A 25,097-nucleotide genomic window follows, 5' to 3' on the forward strand; every position below is an offset into this window, starting at 1 on the left:
TACAGGGGGCCGAACAGCTGGGTTGCGGCCGTCCAATGGATGGATGGGGTGACGGTGGGCGTCAGGTTGCTTCCTCGCTCGGGGACGCGTCGGCCGCGTCGGATGCGGGCGCGACGACGGCGAGTGTCTCGTCCATCGCCACGGTGGTGCCGGGTGCCGCGCGCAGTTCGGCCACCACTCCGTCGAAGGGGGCGGTCAGAGCGTGCTCCATCTTCATCGCCTCGACGACGAGAAGGGTCTGACCTGCTGTGACGAGGTCTCCGACGGCGGCCTTCACCAGCGTGACGGTGCCCGGCATGGGGGCGGTGAGAGCGCCGCCGGCAGCTGCCGCGGAGCCGGTCCCGGCCGCGACGGCCGGATCGAAGGTGCGCAGCCGCCACGTGTCGGCGCCGCGCGAGAGCCAGTGCACGACCTCGCCGTTCGCGGTGGTCTCCAGCGTGTGGTCCAGTCGCTGAACGGTCCCGTTCCAGGTCAGCAGCACACCGCCGGATCCGTCGGTGCGCAGGTCGGCCGACTCGGCCTCCCCGCCGCCGCGCGAGACCTCGTACAGGGCCGGGCCGAAGGGGGTGCGACGGACGCGTATCTCGAACGCTTCGCTGTCGCTGTCGAGGAAGCGGTGGGTGGTCCAGGCGGGTCCGCCGATCCGCCAGCCCGACGGCACGGAGAACGGGTCGACCCATGCGTGCGCGTCTCGCTGCGCGGGCTCCCTTGCCGACTCGACAGCGAGTGCGGCCGCCAGCGCGATCTCGTCCGGCATCGGGGCGTCGACGAGGGAGTCCAGCCGGGCCTCGACCAGCCCGGTGTCCAGCCGGCCGGCGATCACGTCGCTGTCCTCCAGCAGTCTGCGCAGGAACCCGGTGTTGAGCGTGACGCCATGCACACGCGTCCGGTCGAGGGCGGCCCGCAGGCGACGCAGCGCGGTTTCCCGGTCCGGACCGTGGGCGATCACCTTGGCGAGCATGGGGTCGTATGTGCTGCCGACCTCGTAGCCCTCCACCAGGCCGGAGTCGACGCGTATGCCCTCGCCGGCCGGTTCGCGCAGGGTCAGCACCCGCCCGCCGCTGGGCAGGAAGCCCTTCGCGGGGTCCTCGGCATACAGGCGCACCTCGACGGCGTGGCCGTCGAAGCCGACCTGATCCTGGCCGAACGTCAGGGCTTCGCCGGCGGCGATGCGTATCTGCCAGTCGACCAGGTCCAGGCCGGTCACCATCTCGGTCACCGGGTGCTCGACCTGGAGCCTGGTGTTCATCTCCATGAAGAAGTACTCGTCCGGGCGGTCGGCGGAGACGATGAACTCCACCGTGCCCGCGCCGACATACCCACAGGAGCGGGCCGCCTCGACCGCCGCTGCGCCCATCGCCGCCCGGGTGTCGTCGTCGAGCAGGACCGAGGGGGCCTCCTCGACGATCTTCTGGTGGCGGCGCTGGAGGCTGCACTCGCGCTCGCCGAGGTGCACCACGTTCCCGTGGGTGTCGGCCAGCACCTGGATCTCGATGTGGCGGGGGCGGTCTATCCAGCGCTCGACCAGGAGGGTGTCGTCCCCGAAGGCACCGCTCGCCTCGCGCCGTGCGGCGGCGATCTCCTCGTGGAGCACGGCCGGGTCGCGGACCAGGCGCATGCCCTTGCCGCCACCGCCCGCCGACGGCTTGAGCAGCACCGGCAGGCCGACCGTGCGTGCCGCCTCGGCGAGCTGGTCATTCGTCAGTCCGCTGCCGCTGCTGCCGGGCACCACCGGCACGCCGTTGGCCCGCACGGTGTCCTTGGCACGGATCTTGTCGCCCATCAGCTGGATCGCGGTCGCCGGTGGTCCGACGAAGGCCAGTCCGGCATCGGTGACAGCCCGGGCGAAAAGCTGGTTCTCGGACAGGAAGCCGTAGCCGGGGTGGATCGCCTGGGCACCCGTGCGAAGTGCGGCCTCCACGATCTGCTCGATGTCGAGATAGCCGTCGGCCGGTCCGCCGGGGCGCAGGGCCACGGCCGTGTCGGCCTCGCGTACGTGCCGGGCGTGGGCGTCCGCGGTGCTGTGGACGGCGACCGCGCGGATGCCGAGCCGGGGCAGCGTGCGGATGACCCGTACCGCTATTTCGCCACGGTTGGCGATCAGGACGGTGTCGAACACCTGGAAGCTCCTCGAAGTGGAAGGGGGAAGGAGGGGTCACATGCGGAAGACGCCGAACTGCGGTTCGACCAGGGGAGCGTTGGCGCAGGCGGTCAGGGCCAGCCCCAGCACGGTACGAGTGTCGAGGGGGTCGATGATCCCGTCGTCCCACAACCGCGCGGTGGAGTAGTAGGCGCTGCCCTGCTCGTCGTACTGCTCGCGGATCGGCTGCTTGAACTGCTCTTCCGCTTCGGCGGTCCACTCCTGGCCGCGCGCCTCCAGCTGGTCGCGCTTGACGGTCGCGAGCACGGTCGCGGCCTGCTCACCGCCCATCACGGAGATCTTGGCGCCCGGCCACATCCACAGGAACCGGGGTGAGTACGCACGCCCGCACATCGAGTAGTTGCCCGCGCCGTGCGATCCGCCGACGACGACCGTCAGCTTCGGTACGCGGGTGGTGGCCACCGCGGTGACCATCTTCGCGCCGTGCTTGGCGATGCCGCCGTGCTCGTAGGCGCGGCCGACCATGAAGCCGGTGATGTTCTGCAGGAAGACCAGGGGTATGCCGCGCTGGTCGCACAGTTCGATGAAGTGGGCGCCCTTCTGCGCTGATTCGGCGAAGAGGATGCCGTTGTTGGCCACGAGCCCCACCGGATGCCCATGGATGCGGGCGAAGCCGGCGACCAGCGTCTGGCCGTACTCGGCCTTGAACTCGGCGAAACGCGACCCGTCCGTGATCCGGGCGATGACCTCACGAATGTCGAAGGGGGTCCGGTTGTCCGCCGGGACGACGCCGTAGAGACCGGCGGGATCCACGGCCGGCTCTTCCACCGGTGCGACATCCCACGGCCTCGGGGCCCGCGGGCCGAAGGTGGCGACGATGGACCGGACCGTGCGCAGAGCGTGCGCGTCGTCCTCGGCCAGGTGGTCGACGACGCCGGAGACGCGGGCATGAACCTCTCCCCCGCCCAGCTCCTCGGCCGTGACCACCTCTCCGGTGGCGGCCTTCACCAGGGGCGGACCTCCCAGGAAGATCGTCCCCTGGTTCCGCACGATGACCGTCTCGTCGCTCATCGCGGGGACGTACGCCCCGCCGGCCGTGCAGGAGCCCAGTACCGCGGATATCTGCGGTATGCCCGCCCCGGACATCTGCGCCTGGTTGTAGAAGATCCGCCCGAAGTGCTCACGGTCGGGGAACACCTCGTCCTGCATCGGCAGATACGCGCCCCCGGAGTCCACGAGGTAGATGCAGGGCAGCCGGTTCTCCAACGCCACCTGCTGCGCGCGCAGATGCTTCTTGACGGTCATCGGGTAGTACGTGCCGCCCTTGACCGTGGCGTCGTTGGCGACGATGACACACTCACGGCCTGCGACACGGCCTATTCCTGCCACCACTCCGGCTGCCGGCGCGTCGCCGCCGTACATCCCGTACGCCGCCAGCGGCGCCAGCTCCAGGAACGGTGAACCAGGGTCGAGCAGGGTCTCCACCCGGTCACGGGGCAGCAACTTGCCGCGGGCGACGTGCTTCTCCCTGGCCCGCTCACCGCCCCCCTCGGCGGCTTCGGACAACCGACGGCGAAGCGCCTCCACCGCTGCTGCGTGCGCGTCCCGGTTTCGGCGGTAGTCCTCCGACAGTGGATCGACGCCGGTCGGGAGTCTGAGACCGGTCGGCCAGTGCTTCCCGGTCGCGGAGGGTGAGGGGGCCGGGCCCCGCTGGAGCTGTGTGGCCGGAGTCGTCATCACTGCTTCCTTGCGCTGCCCGCTCGGCAGACGAGCCAGGGGCACTGTGCGTGATCGATGTTAGTTAACGTTAACTTACAGCCCTGGAGGTTAGCGTTCGTTAACTCACTTCGTCCAGTGGGTGCGGCTACCAAATGGCGTCAGGGCCGCCCCAAGGCCTGAACATGACAGCCCAGGGCGGAGATTGGGCGGCGGCATCCACGTCCACGCGCACCCAAGCGCCGGGCCGCACGGCATGACACGCCACCCCGACGACAATGCCCCGCAGCACGAACCCCTCGGCCATGACGACCAACGAGAAGTTGTGCGGCACATCGTCCCGGCGCACGACCAGGGAACGGCCGACGACGCCAGTGCCCCACTGCGCTCCAGATCCAGGTCGTCCGAGGCGCAGGCGGGACAGAACACGCGCCGGAAGACCGGAGTCCGGCACCATCGGCAGCGCTGGAAGTGGAGCGCACCATCTTTGAGCCCGCCAAAACGGCCCGCATGATCGAAGTCGGAGATCGGACCGCCTTTGGACGGGCTGACACAAGCGGCTTCGACGGCCAGGTCACGATGCCTGGGTACGGGGAGCGGGATCGACGTCACGATGTCCGACATGAACGTCAGCGCCGTGCGGTCAGCGGTCACGCTCGCACGGTGGCGGAATCCGACAGCCTGCGGATGCAGCACCTCGCGGGCCACCTGGCCGCAGAGCGGGACCTCGGTCATCTCGTAGGGAAGCTGCTGATCGCTCACAGGACTCCTCGCTTCGTTGTCCGTTTCGAGGGCAGGCGGGCCACACCGCAGAAGCGGCCCGCCTGCCACAGCGATCAGGACGTCGCGGCCGCGGCGGTTCCCGGTACTGCGGGAGGCCCGCCGTCGATGACCACGTCCTTGGTGTCCTTCATCGCCAGCACGCACAGAGTGCTGATCAGCCCGAGCGCCGTGAGGTAGAACCCGACCCCGATACCGCCGAATTCGGCCGCCAGCGGCGGTGCCACGATCAGCGGGAGCGCACCCCCGAGGATGCCGCCCAGGTTGTAGCCCATGCCGGCGCCGGTGTAGCGGTACCGGGTGTGGAAGAGTTCCGGCAGGTAGGCGGCGGCCGGGCCGTAGGGGATGCCGAGCACCACCATCAGCAGGCTGATTCCGACGAAGAACGACAGCATGCTTCCGGGCTGCATGATGAGGAACGCCGAGGGCCCCACAATCATCGAGGCGACGGTGCCGACCAGCAGGACCCGCCGCCTGCCGATCCGGTCGGAGTACAGGGCCGAAGTGATGACGGCGACGCAGAAGACAAGCCCTGCGATGATGCCGCCGACCAGGACCGTGGGGCGCGACAGGCCCAGCACGCCGACGCCCGGCGCCTGGCCCGCGTGACTGGTGAGGTACACGCTGCTGGTGTAGAAGACTCCGAAGGTCATGGTCAGCATGCCGCCGGTCAGCAGCACCTGTCGCCACTGGTCACGCAGCGCCTCCACGAAGGGCAGCTTGACCTGCTCGCGGCGGGCCGTGGACTGCTTGAAGGCCGGTGTCTCCTCGATGTTCAGCCGGATGTACAGGCCGACTGCGACCAGCACGAAGCTGAGCAGGAACGGGATCCGCCAACCCCAGGCCGCGAAGCTCTCGGGGCTCATCGCCAATGCGGTGATGAGGAAGGTGGTGCTGGACATCGCCAGCGCTACACCTGGGCCGAGCTGCGGGAACATGCTGTACAAACCGCGCTTGCCCGACGGCGCGTACTCGGCGGTGAGCAGCGCCGCACCTGCCCACTCGCCACCGACCGCGAGCCCTTGCAACGCCCGGAGGGTCACTAGTACTGCAACGGTGCTTGTTCTGAGTACTGGGCAGTTCAGGGGCTGTGTCCGCGTCGTTTTTAGTGGCTGATGCGGGCTTGGTGCTGGCGGCGGCGGGGTGTGTCAATTTAACGGCCCTGTCTCACATTCGGTGGTGACGCAGCGTTGTGACACGTCGTTGACCGTCACGTGAGGGATGTCAACGAGCTTGTCCAGATGGTGTTTTCGGGCCTGTGCCCGCTGGTCATAGACGAAGTGGTCGACGAGGGTGAGCGGATCGTGGTGCGGGCGCGGACACCGCAGGACATGGCGCCGTGTCCGGTGTGCGGGGTGTCGTCGGGGCGGGTGCACGGCTACCACTGGCGGACTGTGGCTGACGTGCCGGTCGACGGGAGGCGGGTGGTGGTCCGTGTGCGGGTGCGGCGTCTGGTGTGCCCCACGCGCGGCTGCCGACATACCTTCCGCGAGCAGGTGCCCGGAGTGCTCGACCGATACCAGCGGCGCACTACTCGTCTGACCAGGCAGGTCAAGGCCGTGGTCGCGGAGTTAGCGGGGCGGGCGGGGGCACGTTTGCTGGCTGCACTCGCGGCGGGCGTCTCGCGTCATACGGCTCTGCGTATCCTGCTGCGCATCCCGCTGCCCGCAGCGCGGACGCCCCGCGTGATCGGCGTCGACGACTTCGCTCTGCGCCGGCGCCACCGCTATGCCACCGTGATCATCGACGCCGAGACCCACGAGCGGATCGCCGTGCTGCCCGACCGCACGGCCGACACCCTGGAAGCGTGGCTGCGCGAACATCCGGGCATCGAGGTCGTGTGCCGTGACGGCTCGGCGACCTACGCCGAGGCCATCCGCCGCGCTCTGCCCCGTGCGACGCAGGTCGGTGATCGGTGGCATTTGTGGAAGAACCTGTGTGAAGCCGCCCTCGGCGAGGTGAAGGCACACAGCACCTGCTGGGCCACCGTACTGGACGCACCTATTTACGCCGGACCCCGCGCCCAGACCACCCTGGAACGCTGGCACCAGGTCCATGGTCTGCTCGAACAGGGCGTGGGCCTGCTCGAATGCGCCCGCCGCCTGCAAGTGGCCCTGAACACCGTCAAACGCTACGCCCGCGCGGACCGGCCCGAGCGGATGCTCCGCGTCCCCAAGTACCGTGCCAGCCTGGTCGATCCCTACCGTGAGCACCTGCGAAAACGCCGGGCCGAGGACCCTGGCGTCCCCGTCCTGCACCTCTTCGAAGAGATCAAAGCCCTGGGCTTCACGGGCTGCCTGAACCTCCTGCACAAGTACATCAACCAAGGCCGCGCGGACGCCGACCGCAGCCATATCTCCCCGCGCCGGCTCGCCCGGATGCTGCTGACCAGGCCGGACAACCTCAAGGCCGAGCAGCACGAGCGCCTGGCCAAGCTCACCGCCGCCTGCCCAGAGATGATCCAACTGGCGTCAGCTATCAGGGACTTCGCCCCGCTCCTTGCACCCCACGCCGACAATGCCGACGCGCTCTCACATTGGATCGTCCAGGTCCGCGGCGCCGACCTGCCCCACCTGCATGCCTTCGCCCGAGGTCTGGAACGAGACCGCGACGCCGTAAACGCCGCCCTCACACTTCCGTACAGCAACGGCCCCACCGAGGGCGTCAACACCAAGACCAAACGGATCGCGCGCCAGATGCACGGACGAGCAGGCTTCCCCCTTCTTCGCCACCGCATCCTCCTCGGATAGCAGCACGCTCCGTCACCACCGAAAGCGAGACAGGGCCAATTTAACGGCTGATCTTGGTTGTTGATGGTCAGTTGTTGCTCGGGGTGAGGCGGCCTTCGAAGGCGATCTGGAACGCGTTCAGGGGTGCTTTCCAGCGCATGGTCCACCTCTTGCGGCCCTTGCCGGTCGGGTCCAGGCTCATCAGCGCCATGTAGATGCACTTGAGGGCGGCGGCCTCGTTGGGGAAGTGCCCGCGGGCCCGGACGGCCCTGCGGATGCGGGCGTTGACGCTCTCGATCGCGTTCGTGCTGCAGATGACCTTGCGGATCTCGACGTCGAAGGAGAGGAAGGGCACGAACTCGGCCCAGGCGTCCGACCACAGCTTCACGATCGCCGGATACTTTCGGCCCCGCGTCTCCTGGAACTCGAGGAACCGCTCCGTCGCCGCGTCCTCGCTGGGCGCGGTGTAGACGGGCTTGAGAGCCTTGGCGACCTTGTCCCAGTCCTGGCGGGCCGCATATCGGAACGAGTTCCGCAGCAGGTGAACCACACACGTCTGGACGATCGTGCGAGGCCAGACGGTCTCCACCGCCTCGGGAAGGCCCTTCAGCCCGTCGCAGACCAGCATCAGCACGTCGTCCAGGCCGCGGTTCTTCAGCTCGGTGAACACGTGCAGCCAGTACTTGGCGCCCTCTCCGCCGTCGCCGGCCCAGATGCCGAGGATGTCGCGGGTCCCGTCCACCGTCACCGCCATCACGACATAGACCGGACGGTTCGCGACCTGCCCGTCCCTGATCTTGACGTTGATGGCATCCACGAACAAAACCGGGTAAACACGGTCGAGGGGACGGTTCTGCCACTCGGCCATGCCCTCCATCACCTTGTCGGTAATGGTGGAGATGGTCTGCTTGGACACCTCGGCCCCGTAGACCTCGGCCAGGTGAGCGGCGATCTCGCCGTGCGTGAGCCCCTTCGCGGACAACGACAGCACCATCTCGTCGACCCCGGTCAGCCGCCGCTGCCGCTTCCTGACGATCTGCGGCTCGAACGTGCCCGCAGTGTCACGCGGCACCTTGACCTCGACCGGCCCGACGTCGGTCAGCACAGTCTTGGCCCGGCCCCCGTTTCGGGAGTTGCCACTGCCCCGGCCGGCCGCATCGTGCTTCTCATAGCCGAGGTGATCGGCGATCTCACCTTCCAGCGCAGACTCCAGGACCCGCTTGGTCAGCTGCTGCAGCAGCCCACCCTGCCCAGTCAGCTGCAGTCCCTCCGACCGGGCCCGTTCCACCAGCATCGCGACCAGCTGCTCATCCGACACGGGGACGGACGGCCCGGACTGGGCACTCTCGACAGGTGCCACGGTCTCCAACTCAACGGCGGTATCAGCCACTTGACGTCTCTCCCATGATCGTCGGATCCGCCGTTAGATTTACACTCCCCGTCTCTGAGACGCCATTGCTGGACGAGACCATCGGCGGCAATTTCGACCGTATGGTGGCTGCCTTCGGCGAACGTGAAGCTCTTGTCGACGTCCCGACGGAGCGGCGATGGACCTACCGAGAGCTTGCCGAGGAGGTGGACGCGGTCGCGCTCGGACTGCTGGAGTCGGGCGTGGTCAAGGGTGATCGGGTGGGCATCTGGTCGCCGAACTGCGCGGAGTGGACGCTCGTTCAGTACGCGACCGCGAAGATCGGCGCCATCCTGGTTAACATCAACCCCAGCTACCGCACTCACGAGCTGGAGTACGTCCTCAACCAGGCGGGCGTCCGCACGGTGGTGGCCATGCCGACCTTCAAGACCTCCGACTACGCCGCGATGCTCGCCCGAGCGCTTCCGAACTGTCCGACGGTGAAGGATGTTCTGCTGATCGGCCAGGATTCGTGGAGCGAGCTCATCGAGACCGGCTTCTCCGGAGACAGGGCGCGTCTGACCGACATCGGTGCGGGCCTGAGCCCAGACGACCCAATCAACATTCAGTACACGTCGGGGACGACGGGCTTTCCCAAAGGGGCGACCCTGTCGCACCACAACATCCTGAACAACGGATTCTTCGTAGGCGAGTTGTGTCACTACACCGAGGAGGACCGGGTCTGTATCCCGGTGCCCTTCTACCACTGCTTCGGCATGGTCATGGGCAATCTCGCGTGTACCAGCCACGGCGCGACGATGGTGATCCCCGGGCCTTCGTTCGACCCCAAAGCCACCCTCGAGGCAGTGGCGGCGGAGCGGTGCACCTCGCTGTACGGAGTGCCGACCATGTTCATCGCCGAGCTGGCCGATCCGGACTTCGATTCCTACGACCTGTCCAGTCTGCGAACCGGCATCATGGCGGGTTCGCCCTGTCCAATCAACGTGATGAAGCAGGTCATCGAGCGGATGGGAATGGAGGAGGTCTCCATTTGCTACGGGATGACCGAGACCTCTCCCGTTTCGACCCAAACCCGGGCGGATGACTCACTGGACCGTCGTGTTTCCACGGTGGGCCGGGTGGGACCGCACCTGGAGGTCAAGGTGGTGGACCCGGTGACCGGCCTGACCGTGCCCCGAGACGAGGCCGGCGAGCTGTGCACGCGTGGGTACTCGGTCATGCTGGGCTACTGGGACCAGCCGGAGAAAACCGCCGAGGCCATCGACGCCGAGCACTGGATGCACACCGGAGATCTGGCGGTCATGGACGACGAGGGCTATGTCAGTATCACCGGCCGGATCAAGGACATGGTCATCCGCGGCGGCGAGAACATCTACCCCCGCGAGATCGAGGAGTTCCTCTACACCCATCCCGACATCCTCGACGCACAGGTCGTCGGTGTGCCCGACGCGAAGTACGGCGAAGAGCTGATGGCCTGGCTGCGCATGAAGGACGGCGCTGAGCCGCTCACCACCGAGGCCGTCCACGAGTTCTGCCGAGGCAAGCTCGCCCACTACAAGATCCCGCGCTACGTACGCACCATCGACGAATTCCCCATGACCGTCACCGGAAAGATCCGCAAGGTGGAACTGCGCGAGATCGCCGCCCAGCAGTTCGGTCTCGGCGATGCCACCCCCACCACCCACGGCTGACGCACTCGCCGGGATCGTGGCCCCACCCTTCTGCGCATCCTGGAGGAGATCCGTGCGGGTTCTGCACGAACGTGTAGTGATCCCCTGCACCGTCCGGCTCGCGTCAAAGCATGTACGGGCCCGCTCCGGCCGTCCCCTGGTCCAGCGTCTTGGGGGCGGCCACCGCCTTGGGACTCCCGATGTACCCGGCACCGAACGCCTGCGCGAAGAAGAAGGTCAGGTTGGGATCGGAGGAACCCAGCTCGATACGGACGGTCAGCGGCCCCGTGACCTTGATGGACGTGACGCGGCCCTGCAATACGGCCAGCGAACTGGTATTCCGCTTCCTCTCGTAGTCCAGGTAGGTCTTCACGGCCTGCGCGTCGAGAGGCGTGCCAACTTGACTCCCTTGCGCAGAGTCAGCTCATAGGCGCGATCCCCCTTTCTGACGTAACCCACTTCACGGCCAAGGCCGGCGCCGTAGCTGCCGTCCGGCCCATGACGACCAGCGGGTCGTACGCCAACTGGTAGAAGGAGCCGTACGCAGGATCGCCGAGGGCGGGAATCAGGCTCGGGGGCGACAGGGGTGCGCCGAAAGTGACCTTTTCACCGAGGCCCCAGGCTGCGGCCCCTCCGCCCGACGAGGCGCCACCGGAGCAGCCGACCGCGGGCAGCACGGCGACAAGAGCGACGACAAGAGCGGCGATTCTGCGTGGGTGAAGGTCGGCTGCACCGGAACGGTCGCCGGATCCAGGGCCTGCGCCGCCGGGCGGCGCATCGGAGCCGATGGCACAGGACCGATTCGTTGCCGGACTACCCCCGGCATGGGGGCCGACTGTTGGCCACGAGGTGCCGGTCTCGGCACCAGGCCGATGCGGCGAGCGCTCACCGGGACCTGGTGGCGGATGTGCGCCTCTTGCCGGGCTTCCGTGAAGCTCTTGCGGCCCTTGGTGTGAGGACGGCCTGAGTGACGATCGCTTCGCTGTTCCTTACGAAATGCGCGCCCGACTCGACCAGGCCAACGGTCACCACGACAACCAGATCGTCTGGACGGGCGTGCCTGCCGTCGCAAGCGATAACGACGCCAACGAGACGGCGTTCGTGCTCATGGACAGATGGCTGGCTCGCATCGAGGCCGACACATCCACCGACCCGATCGAGACCAAGGTGGTGCGCAACAAGCCGGCCGACGCGGTCGACGCGTGCTGGATCGCCGACCGCAAGATCACCGACATGTCGGTCTGCCGAGCCGCCTACCCCTACTTCGGTCTGCCCCGAACCGCCGCCGAGGGCCCACTGGCCAACAACATCGTCAAGTGCGCGCTCAAGCCACTCGACCGAGGCGACTACACCGTCGACTTCACCAACGCCCAGTGGGACCGGCTGCGGACGACCTTCCCCGAGGGGGTGTGCGACTACCGCAAGCCAGGCGTGGCCCAGCAGCCCTCGCTGCCATCGCTGACCTTTGCCGGCGGACCCGGCGGGCAACCGCTGGGTGCCCCACCGCAGTCCAGCCCGGCGCCGTGAAACGCCCTTTCATCACTCCTGTGCCCCGCGGCGTGGTGCGTTCCCCATCAGACGCTAGGCCGCGGGCACCCAGCCCCTCGTACCACTGTCACGAGAAGAGACCCGGTCCGGTGGTCGTTGCCGACGAAGCATGGCTCGATGCGACCGCGTCCGCCCGGTCTTGAGATGAGATCGACCGCGCGACCGGCCGGACCATACGACGCTACGAACGTGACAGGCCCGGCGAGCTGATGCACGTGGACATCAAGAAGCTCGGCAACATCCCCGACGGCGGAGGCTTCCTCACGCCAGACGACCGTCCGGTGGCCGTCGAGCTTCATCTCAATGTCCTGGCCGGTCGGCTAGGTCGTCTCGCGGTGGATGAGGGCGAGAATGTCGCCCGCCTCGGGGCGGCTCGGCGTTGCCGGGGCCGGAGCGCCGACCGTCGAGAGGATGCTGGTGGTGAGATTGCCGGCTGCCGCGGTGAGGTCCATGCCGATGGTGGTCAGGGCCGGTACGGCGAGCGAGCTCACGGGGAGGTCGTCGACGCCGATGAGCGCCAGGTCGTGCGGGACGTCGATGTGCTGCGTGCGGCAGCTCGCCAGGATGGCGAGAGCGATCAGATCGTTGAAGGCGGCGACTGCCGTGACCGGGGTGGCGCCCTGCGTCCAGTCCACGACGGCAGCCCGGGCGCCGGCCCGCGAGTAGCGCATGCTGACCACCTGTGGCGTCGGCAGGCCCAGGTCGTTGCAGGCCCGGGTGGCTCCCTGCAGGCGGGGCCGGCAGAAGGGAAGCTCTCGGGGGTCGTCCACCGCGGCGTAGCCGATGTGCCGGTGCCCGCGTGCGGCGAGGTGCTCGATCTGCAGGCGTCCGATGTCTTCCTGGCTCAGCCCGGTCAGGCGGGTGTTGTCCGGTGTGAACACCCCGTCGAGCAGGGGGATTTCCGCCCGATGCAGTGACTGTGCGTCGGCGGGCGGCAGAGTGCCGAACGCGACGACCACCGCCGGCTGGACGTGCTGCCACAGCTCGGCCAGCGGCGTGGCCGTCCCGTCGTGGTGCAGGTACACGCAGGTGTAACCGGCCTCGCCCAGTGATCGGACGAGGGCCAGCTTGAACTGCTCCATGGCCTCCGCGACGGGGAGGTCCGGAACCACGCAGAGCACGACGTTGCTGCGGCCCCTGCGCAGCGCACGGCCGGCCCCCGACGGTACGTATCCGAGACGCTTCGCCGTCTCCAACACCCGTCGGCGGGTCTCCGCGGAGAGCCCGTGCTCGTCCCTGCCGTTGAGCACGAAGCTCACGGTGGTCTGGGAGACCCCGGCCTCTCGCGCCACGTCCTTGCTGGTGACCCTTGGCAAAGCCCCTCCCCACCTCTTGCCACGCCTTCACGCACAGGCTACGGTACGGCAACCAGCGAATCTAATACGTATTAGGTCGCCGCATAGGTCGCCGCAATGGCCCGCAGGGGATGACGCCCCGCAACCGTTTTGCCTGAGCCGCCCACCCCCAGCTGATCACCGTCTTCATACGTGCCGACGGGGTGGATCCACACGAAGAGAGATCTGTCATGGACGACACGATCCCCGTCAGCACCGACACGACGCCCGGCCGCGTTGTCTCCGCCGCCGATCCGGTCCCGCTGACCACGACACTTCCGCGTCACGCCGCTTCGAGGCCCCCGAGCCAGGCCGCTCGCGCGACGGACCGGTCCTGACCCGCACCTGATGCGACTGTCGGGCACTCGCCGTGACTACCAGGTCAAGCGACCTGCCGACGCCTGCCCGCAGTCCCCACACATGTGACCACGCGTGTCCACACGCGAGTCGTGGCCCAGTTGAGACTTCCAGGAGAAGACACATGAACCGCACACCACTGATCGCGCTGCTCGCCGCATCGGCGCTGGCGCTCGGCACCACAGCGTGCGGCGCCGGCAGCGAGGGGGACGGGCCTACCGGCACCAGCGCGAATGAGCTGCGTATCGGTCTCTCGTTCGGGCCGTTCACACTCGACCCGGCCAAGGACGGCGGCGGAACGCCCAACGTGATGCGTTCGCTGACCAACGAGTCCCTGTTCCACATGAACGCCGACTACACCGCCAGCCCGGCCCTGGTGAGCGACTACAAGTACGTCGGAGACGGGAACAAGGTCTTCGAGTTCACCCTCAAGAAGGGGATCCGCTTCACCGACGGCAGTCCGCTGGACGCGGCGGCGGTCAAGACCTGGCTAGAGTATTTCGCGAAGCAGCCCGGGCCGTACGCCTCCACGCTCTCGATCGGCTCCGTCGAGACCAAGGGCGAGTACACGGTCCGGCTCAACCTCGCCTCGCCGTCTCCGATCGTGCCCCTGCTCCTGTCCCAGTACGGAAACCGGGGTGCCCTCTCGAGCCCCAAGTCCGTCGCCGACCCCGGCAGCCTGGCGAAGGGCACGTACGGCGTCGGTCCCTACGTCCTGGATCCCGCCCAGTCCGTGACAGGCGATCACTACACCCTGGTGCCCAGCAAGCACTACCACGATCCGTCGGCTGCCCGTTTCAAGAAGGTGACCGTTCGGATCATCCCCAACCCGTCCTCGATGTTGCGCGCGTTCCAGTCCGGGCAGATCGACTTCGGCAACCTCGACTCATCCACCGCGCCCGCAGCGGAGAAGGCGGGCGTGAAGGTGATGCACTGGCGCAGCGGCACCATCGCGGTGACGCTCGCCGACCGCGACGGGACAGCCACCAAGCCGCTCGCCGACGTCCGGGTACGGCAGGCGCTGAACTACGCCATCGACCGTGAGTCGATCACCAAAGCGATGGTCGGCGAGTACGGCCGGCCCACGTCCCAGTACCAGACCGAGTACACCAACCCGGCCCTGGAAGACCGCTACCCCTACGACCCGAAGAAGGCGAAGGCGCTGCTCGCCAAGGCCGGCTACCCGAAGGGGTTCAGCATGGACGTGGTGGACCCGGGGGCCATCATCGGTAACTGGGGCGACCCGACGATGCAGACGGTCGCGAAGTACTGGGAAAAGGTCGGCGTCCGCGTCAAGGTCACCCAGGCGACCACTGACTTCATCCAGCAGGCGCTCTCGAAGAAGTTCGCCGCGATGCAGTGGGCACCGGACGCCTCCCCGACGTCGATCGCGTACTCGCTCCTGTATGGCCCCAAGGCCTCGATGAACCCCTTCGGTGCTTCGAACGCCAAGATCGACGCGCTCTACCACCAGGGTCAGACACAGCAGGGCGACCAGGCAGCGAAGACGTTCAGAAAGCTCAACAGCATGGTCACCGAGCAGGCCATCCATGTGCCGATCTACGAGTACCACATCCCGTGGGGCATGAACGAGCACATCACCGGAGTCAAGAAGGGCTCCTGGATGGTCTTCGGCGCCGACCTCGGATGGACGAACTGACGATGGCCGACACGTCGGTTGACGCGATGGGAGCGCCGCTCACGCGCTCCCCTCGCGGGCGCGCCAAGCGTGGACGCGGCGCCGGAGGCAGCGGGCTGACCTCGCTGCTGGCACGCCGCATGGTGACCGCGGTCCCCTTGCTGCTGGTCGTGTCGAGCTTCAACTTCCTGTTGCTGTCGCTCACCCCGGGAGATGCCGCACGGCAGATGCTCGGAACCAGTGGCACACCGGAACAGTACGAAGCACTGCGTCGGCAACTCGGGCTCGACCTCCCGGTCTACGAGCAGTACGGGCGCTGGCTGGGCCACGCGGTCTCGGGTGACTTCGGCAACTCGATCACCAATGGCACCCCGGTCCTGGAATCGGTCATGAGCCGAGTGCCCGTCACCATGTCACTCATCGTCGGCTCGCTGCTGGTGAGCGTCGTGGTCGGTGTCAGCCTCGGTGTGTTCAGTGCCGTTCGTGGTGGGGTGATCGGCAGGGCGGTCGACGCACTCGCCCTCCTCGGCTGGGCACTGCCGGTCTTCTGGGTCGGCTCCGTGCTGGTCGTCGTTTTCGCCATCAAGCTCCAGTGGTTCCCCGCGCTCGGGTACGTGCCGTTCACCGAATCGCCCCAGGACTGGGTCCGATCGCTGGTGCTGCCGGTGACCGCACTCTCCCTCGGCTCCGTCGCGGCCGTCCTGAAGCAGACCCGGGAAGCCATGCTCGACGTGCTCGGAAGCGAGTACATCAGGATGGCGGCCGCCAACGGCGTCTCCCGAAACTCACTGATCTACCGGCATGCCCTCAAGAACGCCGCCATCCCGGTCGTCACCGTCCTGGGTGTCCAGACCATCGGCCTGCTGGGCGGCGCGGTTCTCATCGAGAGCGTCTTCTCCGTGCCGGGCCTTGGTTCGCTCGTGGTCGGTTCGGCCCTGGCCCACGACATCCCGACGGTCCAGGCGGTCGCGGTGTTCTTCACCGTGGTGGTCATCATCGTCAACCTGTTGGTCGATCTCGCCTATGGGCTGCTCAACCCGAGAGTGAGCACAGCATGACTGTGACCGTGACCGGTGCCGAAGTGTCGGCATCACCCTCCGTGAACCCCCGCTTCGTGCGCCGCCTGATGCGACGGCCGCTGGCCGTCGTGTGTCTGGCGTACCTGGCGATCCTCGTCGTGATCGCCGTCGTCGCCCCGATGCTGATGCCACACGTCGGGACCGACAGGGCCGGCGATCTCGGAACCGCCCTGCACGGCCCGAGCGCCGCTCACCCCCTCGGCGTCGACAGCCTGGGCCGCGACGTTCTCCAGCGACTGCTGGTGGGCACCCGGGTCACGTTGGTCGGCGTCGTCGAGGCGATGGCGGTCGTCCTGGCGCTGGGCATCCCCATCGGGCTCGTGGCCGGCTACGTCGGCGGCAAGACCGACCGGGCGGTCACCTGGCTGGCGGATCTCGTGCTGTCGCTGCCGGCGATCATCCTGGTCATCGTCGTGCTGTCGGTCTTCCCGCAGAGCGTGACGGCCGCGATGGTGACTCTCGGTGTCCTGGCCGCGCCGGGTCTTGTGCGCGTCGTACGAGCCGCGACACTGCCGGTGCGCGAACAGCTCTACGTCGCCGCCGCCCGGGTATCCGGCATGTCGCGGACCTACATCATCACCCGGCACGTGCTGCCTCGGATCATGGGACCCATCGTCGTGCAGGCGTCCCTGCTGGCGGCGGCTGCCCTGCTGGTGCAGACCGGGCTGGCCTTCCTCGCCCTCATCGCCGCGCCTCCGGAGCCAAGCTGGGGAGGGATGGTCGCGGACGGGGTCGGCGCCCTCTTCCAGCAGCCCTGGTTGATCTGGCCGCCCGGCCTGGCGATCGCGCTGACCGTGCTGGCGTTCGGACTTCTGGGCGACGCGGTCAGAGACGCCGGCACGGAGGGCTGGTCTGCGAAGTCCGGCCTCCCGCTGGGCGACAAGCGCCGAGGCGCGCCCACGCGAGCTTCCGCCGTCGTTCCCACGAGCACCGACGACAGCCTGCTCTCGGTCCGCGACCTCACGGTGTCCTACGCCACGCCCACCGGCCCCATCCGTGCGATCGACGGGGTGACCTTCGACATCGCCCGTGGAGAGACCGTCGGAGTCGTCGGAGAGTCCGGTTGCGGGAAGACCACGACAGCACTCGCCGTCATTGCACTGCTCGGCGGCGGCGGACGGATCGACTCCGGACACGTCCTCTTCGACGGCAGGGACCTCGCGGCCCTGTCGGAGTCCGAACTCCAGGCTGTCCGCGGTTCCGAGATCGGCTACGTGTCCCAGGAACCGATGGTCGCGCTCGATCCCGCCTTCCGGATCGGCTGGCAACTCGCCGAAGCCGTCCGGATCAACACCGGAATGAGCCGTGCCAAGGCCAGGAGACGCGCCATCGAGCTGCTGGAACAGGTGCAGCTGCCCGAACCCCATCTCGTGGCCCGCCGCTACCCGCACGAGCTGTCGGGCGGCATGGCCCAGCGCGTCGTCGTCGCGCGTGCCCTTGCCGGGGAACCGAAGCTCCTGATCGCCGATGAGCCGACCACCGCCCTCGACGTCACCATCCAGGTGGAGATCCTCGATCTGATGCGCACGCTGCAACGCGACCGGGGCATGGCGATCATGTTGGTCACCCATGACCTGGGCGTGGTCGCCGACATGTGCGACCGGGTCGTGGTGATGTACGCCGGCCAGGTCGCCGAACGCGCCGGCGTGAAAGAGCTGTTCGGCGACCCGCACCACCCCTACACCCGGGCACTGCTCGCCTCGAATCCGCACAACCAGCACAGCTCGGCGGTGCTGTCCACCATCCCGGGGGCGGTCCCCATGCCGGGCTCGTGGCCGCAGGGCTGCCACTTCCAGCCGAGATGCGCACACGCCACCGACCAGTGCGGCAGCGGCAATATTCCCCTCCTCCAAATCGGCGCCTCCCACGAGGCCCGCTGCCTCCACGCTCACCAGATCGAAGGTGCGTGACGTGAACGACGAGACGAACCTCCTCGAAGTCCGCGATCTGTCGGTGCACTTCCGCCGCGGACACGGCTCACCCGTCCTGCGAGCCGTCGACCAGGTGAGCTTCTCCGTGGCCGAGCGGGAGACGCTGGGCGTCGTGGGCGAATCAGGCTCCGGCAAGACCACCATCGGCCGGGCCGTGCTCGGCCTGGTGCCGCCGACAGGCGGGCAGATCGAGTTCGCGGGCGAGGACATCACCCGAGCCGACCACCACCGGCGCCGTGCGCTCAGCCGCGACCTGCAAGTGATCTTCCAGGATCCGTACAGCTCCCTGAACCCGACCCGAACCGTCGCTCAGACGCTGGGCGAGTCGCTGCGGGCAGAGAAACTGGCCACGGACGAGGTCCGCAACCGGGTCATCACCGTGCTCGAGCGCGTCGGACTCCCCGCAACCGCCGCGGACCGCTATCCGTCGAGCTTCTCCGGCGGCCAGCGTCAACGCATCGCCATCGCCCGGGCCCTCGTCGCACAACCGCGGCTGGTGATCTGCGACGAGCCGGTCAGCGCCCTGGATCTCTCGGTCCAGGCGCAGGTGCTCAACCTCCTCCGGGAGCTGCAGGACGAGTTCGCACTCGGCTACCTGTTCGTGGCCCATGACCTGGACGTCGTACGGCACCTCTCGCACCGCATCATGGTCCTGTACCGCGGACAGATCATGGAGCAGGGCCCCGCCGACACGGTCTACACCGCGCCGATGCACCCCTATACCAGGACCCTGCTCGAAGCAGCGCCCGTCCCGGACCCGGTGCGCCAGGCAGAACGCCGCCTGCGACGCGCGCGCACGGGTGACAACAGCGGCCCCGTCCCCACCGCGGGATGTCCCTTCGCCACCCGCTGTCCACACGCCGTCCCGCTGTGCCGCACCGAACGGCCGGCGCTCGAAGAGACCCCGGCAGGCACGACCGTCGCCTGTCACCGGTGGCAAGAACTCGGCACCGCGCCGACGGAGGCGGCGGCCGTAACGACACCTTCCGTGCGCTGAACAACGCCGTCGCCGACGACATCGCACGCACTCCGCGGGTCGAACCCGGACGGAGGCTCAAGGCCCCACCGGTATGCCCAGCTCACGGTGCCGGCCACCGCCGACTTACTCATTGCGGCTCGCTGTTCCTCGTCATCGACGCGTCCGCCATGGTCGCCGATGCGCCAGCCAAGGGCATCCGCTCGATCCAACAGCCGAAAAGAGACATACATGACCACGGTCACCACGCCCGCCGGGGTGTCACTCAACTACGACACCTTCGGCGATCCCGGCAGCCCCCCGCTGCTGCTGATCCAGGGGCTCGGGGCCCACATGCTCGGGTGGCGAGCCGAGCTGTGCCGGCAACTCGCCGACGAGGGTTTCCACGTCCTCCGTTTCGACAACCGGGATGTCGGTCTGTCGCAGAAGTTCCCGCATGGTGGCTACACCCTGGCCGACATGGCGAACGACTCCGAGGGCCTCCTCGCCGCGCTCGACATTCCCGCAGCACACATAGTGGGACAGTCGCTGGGCGGTATGATCGCCCAGCAGCTCGCCCTCGACCACCCCACGCGCGTGCTGACCCTCGCCCTGGTCTACACGGCGCCCAGCACGGACTTCATCGCCGGACGCGACGTGGTCGACGAGCGAACGCAGCACCCCCGGGCCCGCGACCGCGACGAGGCGATCGCGCAGTACCTGGACATCGAAGCGGGGTGCGCCTCACCCGGATACCCCCGGGACATCACGTGGCTGCGGGAACTCGGCGGCCAGATGTACGACCGGGACTACGACCCCGACGGCATCCTGCGGCAGGTGGAGGCGCTCTACAACTCTCCCGACCGTACGCCCCGCCTGCACCGCATCACCGCGCCCACCACGATCCTGCACGGCGACGGCGACCGCTTGATCGACCCCGATGCGTCCACGGTCATGCACGAACTGATCACGGATTCGAAGCTGACCATCTACCCCGGCATGGGGCATGAGCTCCCCCCTCAGCTCTGGCCTCAGATCATCACTCAGATTCGGGACAACACGGCACGAGGAATTGCGTGACATGACAGCAATACCGGTAAAAGGTCACGTGTCCAGCGGTTTCGAACGCATCGCGGACGCCTTCACCGACAACTTCCGGCAGCGAGGCGACACGGCCGCCTCCTGCGTGGTGTACGCCCAGGGAGCGCCCGTGGTGGACATCTGGGCCGGGCGGACCGCCCGGGGCGCCTGGACACCCGACGCCCGCACCGTCGTGTTCTCCGTCAGCAAGGGCGTCACCACGGTCTGCCTGCTGATGGCCGCCGAACGCGGCCTGATCGACCTCGACGCCCCGGTGGCGAAGTACTGGCCGGAGTTCGCCACGAACGGCAAGGAGACGACGACCGTACGGCAGCTCCTCGCGCACCAGGCCGGCCTGGTGGCGCCCGAGTGGGATGTGACGGTGGAGGACCTGCGTGCGTGGGAGCCGGTGGCGGACGGACTGGCCCGGCAGGCGCCGGCCTGGGCTCCCGGGACGGCGTACGCCTACCACGCGCTCACCATCGGCTGGCTGGCCGGCGAGGTGCTGCGCCGGGCGACGGGACTGCGGCCCGGTCAGTGGCTGCGCGAGCACGTGACCGATCCACTGAACCTGACGATGACGTACGGCGCCGACCCCGCGGCCGCCGATTTCCACCTCCTGTCGGACCCGCTGCCCATCACCGACCCCGAGGCCGCCGCGATGATGGCCGCGGCTCTCGGCGCACCGATGATCGAACGCTCCATCAGCCTGGGCGGTGTCTTCGACGCCGCCCGCATCACCCAGGACGCCAACACAGAGGCGTGGCTGTCGGTAGAGATCCCGGCAGGCAATCTCGTGACCAACGCCCGCAGCCTGGCACGGCTGTACGCGGCCACGGTGGGCGAGGTCGACGGAGTCAGGCTGCTGGGCTCGGACGTCGTCCGCGACGCCCTCGTGGTGCGCTCCGAGGGCCGTCCGTTCGTCGGCCCTGACCTGGGCGGCGGTTGGGGCACCGGCTTCATGACCAGTTCCACCCAGCGGCCGATGATCGGCTCCGGCAGCTTTGGCCACGACGGCCTCGGCGGCTGCCTGGGCTTCGCCCACCTGGAAGCAGGGATCGCCTTCGCCTACCAGACCGCACAGCCCGGTGGCCTGCCCGACGACCGAGCCAACGCGCTCTGCCACGCGCTGCACGCCTGCCTGTGAAGCCCAACTTCGGTACATCACGTCCGAACCAGTCCACCGTAGAACCAGAGACCAGGCCATGACCACGACACTTCCCCGTCCCACCACATTGGCACCCCCGAGCCTGTCCGCCCGCGCGGCTGACCGGGTCCTGACCCGCCTGATGCGGTCGCCGGGCACTCGAAACGGCTACCAGGTTGAGCGGAACCTTCGGGTCCCCGCGCGTGACGGCGCCGTCCTGGTGACAGACCACTACGCCCCCGTCACCGACCAGCCGAGAGGCACCGTCCTCCTGCGCACCCCGTACGGGCGCGGCTTTCCGCATGATCTGGAGGCGAGGGTCTACGCGGGCCATGGGTATCACGTCGTGCTGCAGAGCTGCCGCGGCACGTTCGGCTCCACGGGAGAGTTCTACCCGATGGCGAACGAGGCCGACGACGCCCAGGACGCGGTGGCCTGGCTGCGGACCCAGCCCTGGTTCGACGGACGGCTCGCGACCGCCGGGGGTTCCTACGTGGGCTGGACCCAATGGGCGCTGCTGATGGACCCGCCCCCCGAGCTGCGCACCTGCTTGATCGCCGTCGCCCCGCACGACATGCACGACGCGCTGTATGGAGCCGGAGCGTTCCAGGTGGGCGACTTCCTGTCCTGGGCGGAGATGGTGGTCCACCAGGAGCGGTTCCCCGGGCTGCGCGGTATGGCCCGGGTGCTGACGATGAAGCGACGGTTGGCGCCGGTCTTCGACGCCCTCCCGTTGGCCGAGGCGGCCGACACGGCGACCGAGCACCGCGCGCAGTGGTTCCGGGAATGGCTGACGACGCCCGACTCCAACGATCCGGTATGGGATCGGCTCAAGCTCGACGAGGCCCTTCAGCGGGCGACCGTCCCGGTGCGGCTCACCGCCGGCTGGCAGGACCTCTTTGTCGACCAGACCCTGCACCAGTACCGGTCGCTGCGTGCCCGTGGGGTCGACGTCTCACTCACCGTCGGCCCCTGGACCCACAACGAGCTCGCTCAGAAAGGCATGGGGCGCCTGCTTCGCGGCAATCTCGAATGGCTGGAGACGCGCCTCGCCGGCGAAGCGCCGGAACACCCTCGGTCCGCATCCCCCGTCGAGGTGTACGTCACCGGACAGGGCGCCTGGCGGCAGCTGGCCGAGTGGCCGCCGGCGGCGGGTGAGACCGTGCGCTACCTGCAGTCGGGCGGGAGGCTTCTGGCCGACGAGCCGAGCGGCGGTGCGCCGTCGACGTACGTCTACGACCCGGCGAACCCCACACCGACCCTCGGTGGCCCCCTGCTCACCCTCGACGGCGGAAGCAAGGACAACGCGAAACTGGAGAGCCGCTCTGATGTGCTCACCTTCACCACCGACCCGTTGACCGCGCCGCTCGAGATCATGGGAGCACCGGTCGTCGAGCTGGCGCACAGCAGGAGCAACCCGTACGCCGACGTCTTCGTGCGGCTCTGCGACGTCGACCTCGAAGGCGTGTCCCGCAACTTCGCCGAAGGATTCGTCCGGCTCGACCCCGCCTCGCCCCTCGGCCAGGTGCAGACCGTGCGCGTGCGGCTGGATTCCTGCGCACACGAGGTCAAGGCCGGACACCGGATCCGCCTGCTGATAGCCGGCGGCTCCCACCCACGGTACGCACGTAACGAGGGCACCGGCGCAGCGCCCGGCACCGGAAGCGAGTTGCGGCCGTGCACGCACACGGTCCACCACGACACCGGCGCGGTGTCCCGGGTGCTCCTGCCGACGCCGCCCGGGTGACACGGACAGCCACGCTCAGGGCGTGACGCACCGCGCGGCCCGGACCCGGCCGGGGAGCGCGCCGTCCCGCTCGCCGACGTCACCGCCGCCGAGTCTGGCGCGGACGCCCCGCGCCAGACTCGGCTCATTGTGTTACTGACCTTTCCGTTCAGTTGTCGGGACTGACATTGCTAGATCCCTGCGGTACGCCGTGGCCATGAGATATGCGCAGGGCGGTGGTCTACTCCGCAGGGTCAGGCCGCGCGGGAGGGGACTGTAAGACGTTCGGCCCTGTCTCACATTCGGTGGTGACGGAGCGTGTCGCTATCCGAGGAGGATGCGGTGGCGAAGCAGGGTGAAGCCTGCTCGTCCGTGCATCTGGCGCGCGATCCGCTTGGTCTTGGTGTTGACGCCCTCGGTGGGGCCGTTGCTGTACGGAAGCGTGAGCCCGGCGATCACGGCGTCGATGTCCCGGTCCAGGCCCCGGGTGAAGGCGTGTAGGTGGGGCAGGTCGGCTGTTCGGACTTGGGCGATCCAGTGCGTGAGCGCATCGGCGTTGTCGGTGTGTGGCGTAAGGAGCGGGGCGAAGTCTCTTATTCCTGCGGCCAGTTGGGTCATCTCGGGGCAGGCGACGGTAAGCTTGGCCAGGAGTCCTCGAAGAGGTGCTGGACGGGGACGCCGGGGTCTTCACTTCGGCGTTTGCGCAGGTGCTCGCGGTAGGGATCGACCAGGCCGGCACGGTACTTGGGGACGCGGAGCATGCGCTCGGGCCGGTCGGCTCGGGCGTGGCGTTTGACGGTGTTCAGGGCCAGTTGCAGGCGGCGGGCGCATTCGAGCAGGCCCACGCCCTGGTCGAGCAGGCCATGAACCTGATGCCAGCGTTCGAGGGTGGTCTGAGCGCGGGGCCCGTCGTGGATCGGCGCGTCCAGTACGGTGGCCCAGCAGGCTCTGTGTGCCTTCACCTCGCTCAGGGCGGCTTCGCACAGGTTCTTCCATAAATGCCACCGATCACCGACTTGCACCATGTCAGGCAGAGCACGGCGGATGGCCTCGGCGTAGGTGGCTGAGCCGTCGCGGCACACGACCTCGATGCCCGGATGCCGGCGCAGCCACGCTTCCAGCGTGTCGGCCGTGCGGTCGGGCAGCACGTCGATCTGTTCATGGGGCTCGGCGTCGATCACCACGTTGGCATAGCGGTGCCGCCGGCGCAGGGCGAAATCGTCTACGCCGATCACGCGGGACACCCGCCCGGTGGGCAACGGGACGCGCAGCAGGGTGCGCAGGGCCGTGTGGCGGGACAGGCCCACGCGAGTATCGCGAGCAGACGTGATCCCGCCCGGCCCGCTAACTCTTTGACCACGGCCTTGACCTGCCTGGTCAGACGAGCGGTGCGTCGCTGGTATCGCTCCGGCACCCCGGGCACCTGTTCGCGGAAGGTGTGGCGGCAGCCTCGCGTGGGACACACCAGACGCCGCACCCGTACACGGACCACCACCCGTCGCCCGTCGACCGTCGGCCACCGTCCGCCAGTGATAGCCGTGCACCCGTCCCGACGAGGCCCCGCACACCGGGCAGACCGCGGTGTCCAGCGGCGTCCGGGCCCGCACCACGATCCGCTCACCCTCGTCGACCACATCCTCCATGACCAGTGGGGACAGACCCGAAAACACCGTCTGCACAAGCTCGTTGACACCTATCACATGAAGGTCAACGCCAGCCCGGCGGCGCGGCACAGCGCGTCGATGCCGATGCGGACGCCCTGCCCGTGGAGCGGCTACGCAACGACGTCGAGCACCCGATCGCGCGTCGAGACCGGCACCGGCGGCACCGAGGCGGGCGGCCGCATTGTCGGGTCCCTCACAGGTCAGCGACCGCCCGTGCACTTGCCCTGCGGAAACCGATCTGTTTTTCTAGATGGAAACAGATCGGTTTCCAA

At 68.3% G+C, this 25,097-nt stretch carries 17 protein-coding genes and 2 pseudogenes; 11 read left to right on the forward strand and 8 right to left on the reverse strand.

Annotation, left to right across the window (positions count from 1 at the left end):
• Positions 1-61: 61 nt before the first annotated feature.
• The 4 genes from K1J60_RS03495 to K1J60_RS03510 form a co-directional block, all read right to left on the reverse strand.
• Positions 62-2,119: an acetyl/propionyl/methylcrotonyl-CoA carboxylase subunit alpha gene (locus K1J60_RS03495; RefSeq protein ID WP_220644861.1), complete on the reverse strand. Its 2,058-nt coding sequence runs from the start codon at positions 2,117-2,119 to the stop codon at positions 62-64.
• Between the two features lie 36 nt (positions 2,120-2,155).
• The gene (locus K1J60_RS03500; RefSeq protein WP_259407535.1) at positions 2,156-3,838 is read right to left on the reverse strand and encodes a carboxyl transferase domain-containing protein; all 1,683 of its coding nucleotides are present in this window, start codon (positions 3,836-3,838) and stop codon (positions 2,156-2,158) included.
• A 105-nt stretch (positions 3,839-3,943) separates the two neighbouring features.
• Positions 3,944-4,552, reverse strand: a complete 609-nt coding sequence (locus K1J60_RS47045) for a zinc ribbon domain-containing protein (protein WP_398684211.1) — start codon at positions 4,550-4,552, stop codon at positions 3,944-3,946.
• A gap of 101 nt (positions 4,553-4,653) precedes the next feature.
• On the reverse strand, positions 4,654-5,682 hold the full coding sequence (locus K1J60_RS03510) for an MFS transporter (protein ID WP_259408221.1): 1,029 nt from the start codon (positions 5,680-5,682) through the stop codon (positions 4,654-4,656).
• Positions 5,683-5,838: 156 nt separating this feature from the next.
• Between K1J60_RS03510 and K1J60_RS03515 the strand changes: the two genes are divergently transcribed.
• On the forward strand, positions 5,839-7,347 hold the full coding sequence (locus tag K1J60_RS03515) for an ISL3 family transposase (protein WP_220651254.1): 1,509 nt from the start codon (positions 5,839-5,841) through the stop codon (positions 7,345-7,347).
• A gap of 67 nt (positions 7,348-7,414) precedes the next feature.
• Here the strand turns inward: K1J60_RS03515 and K1J60_RS03520 are convergent, their stop codons facing one another.
• On the reverse strand, positions 7,415-8,620 hold the full coding sequence (locus K1J60_RS03520) for an IS256 family transposase (protein ID WP_259408222.1): 1,206 nt from the start codon (positions 8,618-8,620) through the stop codon (positions 7,415-7,417).
• A 110-nt stretch (positions 8,621-8,730) separates the two neighbouring features.
• Here K1J60_RS03520 and K1J60_RS03525 point away from each other — a divergent pair, with 110 nt between their 5' ends.
• A complete protein-coding gene (locus tag K1J60_RS03525; protein ID WP_220644864.1) occupies positions 8,731-10,386 on the forward strand; it encodes an AMP-binding protein in 1,656 nt (551 codons plus the stop codon).
• A 103-nt stretch (positions 10,387-10,489) separates the two neighbouring features.
• Here K1J60_RS03525 and K1J60_RS03530 read toward each other — a convergent pair whose 3' ends face one another.
• Positions 10,490-10,738 (reverse strand): hypothetical protein, encoded by a 249-nt coding sequence (locus tag K1J60_RS03530; RefSeq protein ID WP_220644865.1) that lies wholly within the window; start codon positions 10,736-10,738, stop codon positions 10,490-10,492.
• 623 nt (positions 10,739-11,361) lie between these two features.
• Here K1J60_RS03530 and K1J60_RS03535 point away from each other — a divergent pair.
• Positions 11,362-11,892 carry a DUF6351 family protein gene (locus K1J60_RS03535; RefSeq protein WP_220644866.1) on the forward strand — a complete coding sequence of 177 codons (531 nt, stop codon included), beginning with the start codon at positions 11,362-11,364 and terminating at the stop codon, positions 11,890-11,892.
• Positions 11,893-12,062: 170 nt separating this feature from the next.
• Positions 12,063-12,173: pseudogene (locus K1J60_RS03540) on the forward strand (IS481 family transposase); the annotation flags it as partial.
• A gap of 60 nt (positions 12,174-12,233) precedes the next feature.
• On the opposite strand, the gene K1J60_RS03545 reads toward K1J60_RS03540, so the two are convergent.
• On the reverse strand, positions 12,234-13,229 hold the full coding sequence (locus tag K1J60_RS03545; RefSeq protein WP_220644867.1) for a LacI family DNA-binding transcriptional regulator: 996 nt from the start codon (positions 13,227-13,229) through the stop codon (positions 12,234-12,236).
• A 499-nt stretch (positions 13,230-13,728) separates the two neighbouring features.
• Here K1J60_RS03545 and K1J60_RS03550 point away from each other — a divergent pair, with 499 nt between their 5' ends.
• From K1J60_RS03550 to K1J60_RS03580, 7 genes are all read left to right on the forward strand, one after another.
• Positions 13,729-15,264, forward strand: a complete 1,536-nt coding sequence (locus K1J60_RS03550; RefSeq protein ID WP_220644868.1) for an ABC transporter substrate-binding protein — start codon at positions 13,729-13,731, stop codon at positions 15,262-15,264.
• 2 nt (positions 15,265-15,266) lie between these two features.
• Entirely contained in the window at positions 15,267-16,301 is a 1,035-nt protein-coding gene (locus K1J60_RS03555) for an ABC transporter permease (RefSeq protein WP_259407536.1), read from the forward strand.
• A complete protein-coding gene (locus K1J60_RS03560) occupies positions 16,298-18,232 on the forward strand; it encodes a dipeptide/oligopeptide/nickel ABC transporter permease/ATP-binding protein (RefSeq protein ID WP_220644869.1) in 1,935 nt (644 codons plus the stop codon). Before K1J60_RS03555 ends, K1J60_RS03560 begins: the two co-directional genes overlap by 4 nt.
• A 1-nt stretch (position 18,233) precedes the next feature.
• The gene (locus tag K1J60_RS03565) at positions 18,234-19,250 is read left to right on the forward strand and encodes an ABC transporter ATP-binding protein (protein ID WP_220644870.1); all 1,017 of its coding nucleotides are present in this window, start codon (positions 18,234-18,236) and stop codon (positions 19,248-19,250) included.
• Positions 19,251-19,460: 210 nt separating this feature from the next.
• On the forward strand, positions 19,461-20,288 hold the full coding sequence (locus K1J60_RS03570; RefSeq protein WP_220644871.1) for an alpha/beta fold hydrolase: 828 nt from the start codon (positions 19,461-19,463) through the stop codon (positions 20,286-20,288).
• Between the two features lies 1 nt (position 20,289).
• Positions 20,290-21,435 carry a serine hydrolase domain-containing protein gene (locus K1J60_RS03575; RefSeq protein WP_220644872.1) on the forward strand — a complete coding sequence of 382 codons (1,146 nt, stop codon included), beginning with the start codon at positions 20,290-20,292 and terminating at the stop codon, positions 21,433-21,435.
• Between the two features lie 58 nt (positions 21,436-21,493).
• Entirely contained in the window at positions 21,494-23,182 is a 1,689-nt protein-coding gene (locus tag K1J60_RS03580) for a CocE/NonD family hydrolase (RefSeq protein ID WP_220644873.1), read from the forward strand.
• 303 nt (positions 23,183-23,485) lie between these two features.
• On the opposite strand, the pseudogene K1J60_RS03585 reads toward K1J60_RS03580, so the two are convergent.
• Positions 23,486-24,804: pseudogene (locus K1J60_RS03585) on the reverse strand (ISL3 family transposase).
• Positions 24,805-25,097: the final 293 nt, after the last annotated feature.

Source organism: Streptomyces akebiae (assembly GCF_019599145.1).
GTDB classification, from domain to species: Bacteria; Actinomycetota; Actinomycetes; order Streptomycetales; family Streptomycetaceae; genus Streptomyces; species Streptomyces akebiae.

Coding starts and splice junctions, on each gene's coding strand:
- K1J60_RS03550 (WP_220644868.1), top strand. CDS start 13,729: ATGAACCGCACACCACTGATCGCGCTGCTCGCCGCATCGGCGCTGGCG.
- K1J60_RS03560 (WP_220644869.1), top strand. CDS start 16,298: ATGACTGTGACCGTGACCGGTGCCGAAGTGTCGGCATCACCCTCCGTG.
- K1J60_RS03500 (WP_259407535.1), bottom strand. CDS start 3,838: ATGACGACTCCGGCCACACAGCTCCAGCGGGGCCCGGCCCCCTCACCC.
- K1J60_RS03525 (WP_220644864.1), top strand. CDS start 8,731: ATGATCGTCGGATCCGCCGTTAGATTTACACTCCCCGTCTCTGAGACG.
- K1J60_RS03535 (WP_220644866.1), top strand. CDS start 11,362: ATGCGCGCCCGACTCGACCAGGCCAACGGTCACCACGACAACCAGATC.
- K1J60_RS03515 (WP_220651254.1), top strand. CDS start 5,839: ATGGTGTTTTCGGGCCTGTGCCCGCTGGTCATAGACGAAGTGGTCGAC.
- K1J60_RS03570 (WP_220644871.1), top strand. CDS start 19,461: ATGACCACGGTCACCACGCCCGCCGGGGTGTCACTCAACTACGACACC.
- K1J60_RS03580 (WP_220644873.1), top strand. CDS start 21,494: ATGACCACGACACTTCCCCGTCCCACCACATTGGCACCCCCGAGCCTG.
- K1J60_RS03575 (WP_220644872.1), top strand. CDS start 20,290: ATGACAGCAATACCGGTAAAAGGTCACGTGTCCAGCGGTTTCGAACGC.
- K1J60_RS03520 (WP_259408222.1), bottom strand. CDS start 8,620: ATGCTGGTGGAACGGGCCCGGTCGGAGGGACTGCAGCTGACTGGGCAG.
- K1J60_RS03555 (WP_259407536.1), top strand. CDS start 15,267: ATGGCCGACACGTCGGTTGACGCGATGGGAGCGCCGCTCACGCGCTCC.
- K1J60_RS47045 (WP_398684211.1), bottom strand. CDS start 4,552: ATGACCGAGGTCCCGCTCTGCGGCCAGGTGGCCCGCGAGGTGCTGCAT.